Raw genomic sequence first — 4,316 nt, 5'->3', positions numbered from 1 at the left:
GGCCGGCCGTAGACGAGCCGGCGCAGCGCCACCTCGGCGGGCCCGCGCCGGCCGGTGCGCTCCTGCCAGACGGCGAACACCACGGTCAGCGCCCAGACGCCCACGGCGAACAGCAGCATGCTCCACGAGGTGAGGTACTGGCCGAGCCCGAGGCCCCAGGCCGCCAGGATCGGTGCGCACAGCACCGACTGCAGCAGGTAGGACGTGAGCGACCGCTTGCCCACCGCCTGGACGGCGCCGGCGAACGGCCCGTCCGTCGTGAACAGGTTGTTCGACGGCGCGCCGCTGCGGCGCAGGGCGACACGATGGCCGATGAGACCGAACAGGGCGACGTAGCCCAGACCGCCGAAGAAGCCGGTGAGGATCTGCACGGGCAGGAAGACCCAGGCCGCGTGGTCGGGCACGGCGAGGACGCCGACGTGGTCGAGCGCGGCCGGCAGCGGGCCGAGCCAGCCGACGGCGATGCCGACCACCGCCACCCGGCGCAGCAGCGGCAGGTGCTCGCCGGGGTGCTCCAGGATGCGGCGTCGGCCGGCCCAGAACGCGAGCAGGAGCATCATCGGGACGACGAGGAAGAGGAGCCCCTGGCCGATCGTCCCGAAGACCCAGAAGCCCAGGCGCTCGAAGATCGACACCAGGTACGAGGTCGACGCCATCGACTCCGCGGACGGGCCGGTGGTGTCCGCGAGGATGGACCGAGCGATCGGGTCGTCCGCGGGGATCTGAGCGGTGAAGTACGAGCCGATCACGGCAAGCACCGTGCCGATCGCCAGCAGGCCGCCGAAGACCCAGGTCCACACGAGCAGCGTGCGGTCCTTGACCTCGAAGAACAGCCACACCATGAGCAGTCCGGCCAGGCCGTACGCGCCGAGCACGTCGCCCATCCAGAGCAGCGCCGCGTGCACGAACCCGAACCCGAGCAGGAGCCAGTTGCGCTTCTGCAGGAGCTTGCGCGCCGCTACCTCCGGCGTCCCGGAGGACACCTGGCGGTTGTAGAGCTGCATCATGCCGTAGCCGAAGAGGAACGCGAACATGGGGTAGGTCCGCAGGTCCACGAGCGTGATGATGAGGAAGTCGGCGACCTTGTCGAGGGCCGAGCCGTCGACGGGGTGCGACACCCAAGGGTTCGTCTCGCTGCCCCACAGGTAGTAGGGCGTGTTCGCGATGGCGATGAGCAGGAGCATGAAGCCGCGCGCGAGGTCGGGCGCGGGCGACCGCTCGGAGGCCTGGACAGGGCCCCTGGTCAGGGCTGTGGTGGACATGGGTCCATCTCAGCAGGTCGGGGGCCCGACGGCGACCAAAGAGGCTACGCGGCAGGCTCGGCGAGCCGGGCGCGCTCCTCCTCGACGATGCGCCGGGCGAGCTCGGCGTCGGCGACGTCGGTGGCGCCGGGCGCCACGGCCACCGTCGAGCGGCCCGCGTACTCGGCGAACAGCTCGGCCTTGGTGCCGAGGATCTCCAGGAGCCGCTCGTCCACGCTGTCCTCGATCAGCAGCCGGTGCACCTGCACGGTGCGGACCTGACCCATCCGGTGCGCCCGCGCGATGGCCTGCGCCTCGACCGTCGGCTTGACCTGCGGCTCGCACAGGATCACGACGGAGGCGGCCTGGATGTTGAGCCCGACGCCGCCCGCCTCGATCTGGCTCACCAGCACCTTCGGTTCCGGCGCCTGCGTGAACTCGTCGACCAGCTCCTGCCGCCGCCGCGCGGGGACGGACCCCGTGATGGGGCCGATGGCGAGCGGGCCCAGCTCGGCCAGCACGGTCTCGATCACGTCGCGGAAGAAGGAGAAGACGACGACCTTGCGGTTGTTGTCCATCGCCTCGGCGACGATCTCGCGCAGCCGCACCAGCTTCGCCGTCGGCTCCGGGGCCTGGACGAACGCCGCCCGGCGCATGTCCGCGAACGAACGCTTCAGCACGGCCCGCCGGTACGCGGCGCCGTCGTGCTTGCCGAACCGCTCCCACTCGTCCACCTGCACCAGCTCGGGCAGCTCGGTGAGCACGTCCTCCTGGTTGCGCCGCAGGTACACCGTCGAGACCGACCGGCGGAACGCCGCGGCGCCCGCCAGGCCCGCCGCAGGGTCTATCGAGTCGGCCACGTCGGGCTTGAGGTACCGCACGAGGCTGCGGAACTCGTCGACGGTGTTCTCCATGGGCGTGCCCGACATGAACAGCACGCGCTCGGCGGCGCCGGCCCAGGCCGCCGTCCGCTCCGAGCGCTGCGCGGCGGGGTTCTTCACGTAGTGCGCCTCGTCCACCACGAGCAGTGCGGGCCGGGGCAGCCCGGCGGCACGCAGGTGCCCGAGCTGCGGGAAGGTGACTATCCCGACGCCGCCGTCGGCGACCCAGGCGCGGATGCCTGCGTCGCGTCCGTCGCCCTGCAGCACCCGGACCGCGAGACGGGAGTGGGCTGCGACCTCGCGGGCCCAGTTCGCCGCGACGCTCGCCGGGCAGATCACGAGGAAGTGCCTGCGGCCCCGGGCGGCCAGGTGCGCCATCACGGCGATGGCCTGGACCGTCTTGCCGAGCCCCATCTCGTCACCGAGGATCGTGCGCCGCTGCACCAGCGCGTACCGCGCGCCGAACGCCTGGTACCCGCGCAGGGAGACCGTCAGGAGCGAGGTGTCCAGGTCCTGGGCCGAGACCTGGTCGACGACGTCCTCCGGCAGGTAACCCTCCGCCGCCTCGACGTCGACGCCGAGGTCCACCAACTCGCCCAGCGCGGTGTAGTAGGCGGCGGCGCGGGCCTCGTAGTCCCGCCACACCTCCGCGTCCGACGTGCCGGTCAGCGTGCGGTCCAGCCGGCGCAGGGCGTCGGTGACGCCCGAGTCGTCGAGCCCGTCCACCGTCTCGCGGAGCGTGGTCAGTGCGGAGTCGGCCGCGGCGTTGCGCTCGCGGCCGGCGAAGAACCGCTTGACGAGCGTGCCGCGCAGGACCCCCACCTCGGCCAGGTCGGCCAGCCGCGGGACGTCGACGTCGAGCCGCTCGCCCCAGGCGTCGAAGAACCGGGCGACCTGCTCGTGCGTGTGCAGCGCGCGCACCAGGCCGGTGGCGAGCGGGTCGGCGGTGTCGGCCTCGATCCGGAAGGTGAGCGCGTCGTCGACGGCGTCGAAGATCTGCTGGGCGGCCTCACGGAGCAGGCGCGCGGTCTTGGGTCCGACGCCGGCGATCGCGTCGAGCTCCTCGTCGTCGGCGCGCAGCACCTGGGCCACGGTGCGGAACCCGGCCGCCTCGACGAGTCCCACCCGCACGCGTCCGGTGCTCACCTCGCGGATCCGGTCGACGGGCACCTCTGCCAGCTCCGCCAGCACCCGGGCGTCCCGGGCGGCGCGGTACGCGGTGCGCACCCGTTCGGGGGCCGCGCCGCGCTCGGTCAGCGTGCCCGAGCCCAGGGCATGCCGGGTACGGGCCTCCTCGAGCAGCTCGCGGGCAGCGGCGCGTGACCAGGTCTCCATGGCGGCTGACGGTACTGGGTGCGTGCCGCTGCGAGGTACTCGCACACGTCGTCGTACCGGCGCGGCGGTGCATACCGGGACTGAACGCCCGTTCTGGTAGTTTCGTCGCACCGTGGACAGGAGGAACGAGTGAGCACGGACGCACTGCCGCAGCAGGCACAGGCGGAGCAGGTCACCGCAGCAGGGGAGACGACGGCCGAGGTGACGCCGCAGGTGGCGCCGGCCGCCGTCGAGAGCGAGAGCAAGAGTGACGGGGCGCCGGCACAGGTCGCAGGATCGGGGCAGGTGGCGGCACCGGATCAGGACGAGGCGCCGGCGCGCGAGGAGAACCTCGAGACGCGCACGGCCGCCAGGCTGCACGAGCTGGTGGTCTCGGGCGCGGAGAAGCTGCCCGGCGAGGCCGGCAGCACCGTGTCGAAGCTGGCCGTTGCGCTGCTGTCGTTCGGCAGCCAGGCCGCGGCGAAGGAGCAGGACAAGCCGGCGACCAAGCTCGTCGGCGAGGCCGTCCAGCTCTACAAGAGCCTGGACGACGACGACCCGACCAAGCAGCGGGAGGTGCTCGAGCACGCGCTGGAGACGTTCACGACGTCGGCGATCGGCGGCAAGGAGCGCTCGCAGGTGCTCGAGGTCGCCGAGGAGGCGATGAACCTGTGGGGCAAGCTGCGCGGGACGTCCTCGGACCTCGCGAAGTCCGACGCCGCGGCCTCCATGCGCTCGCTCACCAGCGTGCTGCGCAAGGAGGGCCGCGACGAGGAGGCGGACGAGACAGAGACCGAGGCGAAACGCCTGGAGTCCTGACCCACACCCCGTTGAGTGCTGGATATTCGCCCCCATCTGCGTCATACAGGGGCGAATATCC

3 protein-coding genes are annotated in these 4,316 nt (G+C 72.2%); 1 reads left to right on the top strand and 2 read right to left on the bottom strand.

Annotation, left to right across the window (positions count from 1 at the left end; translation table 11 throughout):
• The coding region (locus tag ACFWE2_RS24740; protein WP_377226861.1) for a DUF418 domain-containing protein at positions 1-1,262 on the bottom strand (1,262 nt) is incomplete at its 3' end.
• A 44-nt stretch (positions 1,263-1,306) separates the two neighbouring features.
• On the bottom strand, positions 1,307-3,457 hold the full coding sequence (locus ACFWE2_RS24735) for a DEAD/DEAH box helicase (RefSeq protein ID WP_377226860.1): 2,151 nt from the start codon (positions 3,455-3,457) through the stop codon (positions 1,307-1,309).
• Between the two features lie 129 nt (positions 3,458-3,586).
• Here ACFWE2_RS24735 and ACFWE2_RS24730 point away from each other — a divergent pair, with 129 nt between their 5' ends.
• Positions 3,587-4,255 carry a hypothetical protein gene (locus ACFWE2_RS24730; protein ID WP_377226859.1) on the top strand — a complete coding sequence of 223 codons (669 nt, stop codon included), beginning with the start codon at positions 3,587-3,589 and terminating at the stop codon, positions 4,253-4,255.
• The last annotated feature ends 61 nt before the right edge of the window (positions 4,256-4,316 follow it).

The sequence above is a fragment of the Promicromonospora sp. NPDC060271 genome (genome assembly GCF_042726755.1).
Classification (GTDB): Bacteria; Actinomycetota; Actinomycetes; order Actinomycetales; family Cellulomonadaceae; genus Promicromonospora.
This window is presented reverse-complemented; position numbering and strand designations above follow the sequence as displayed.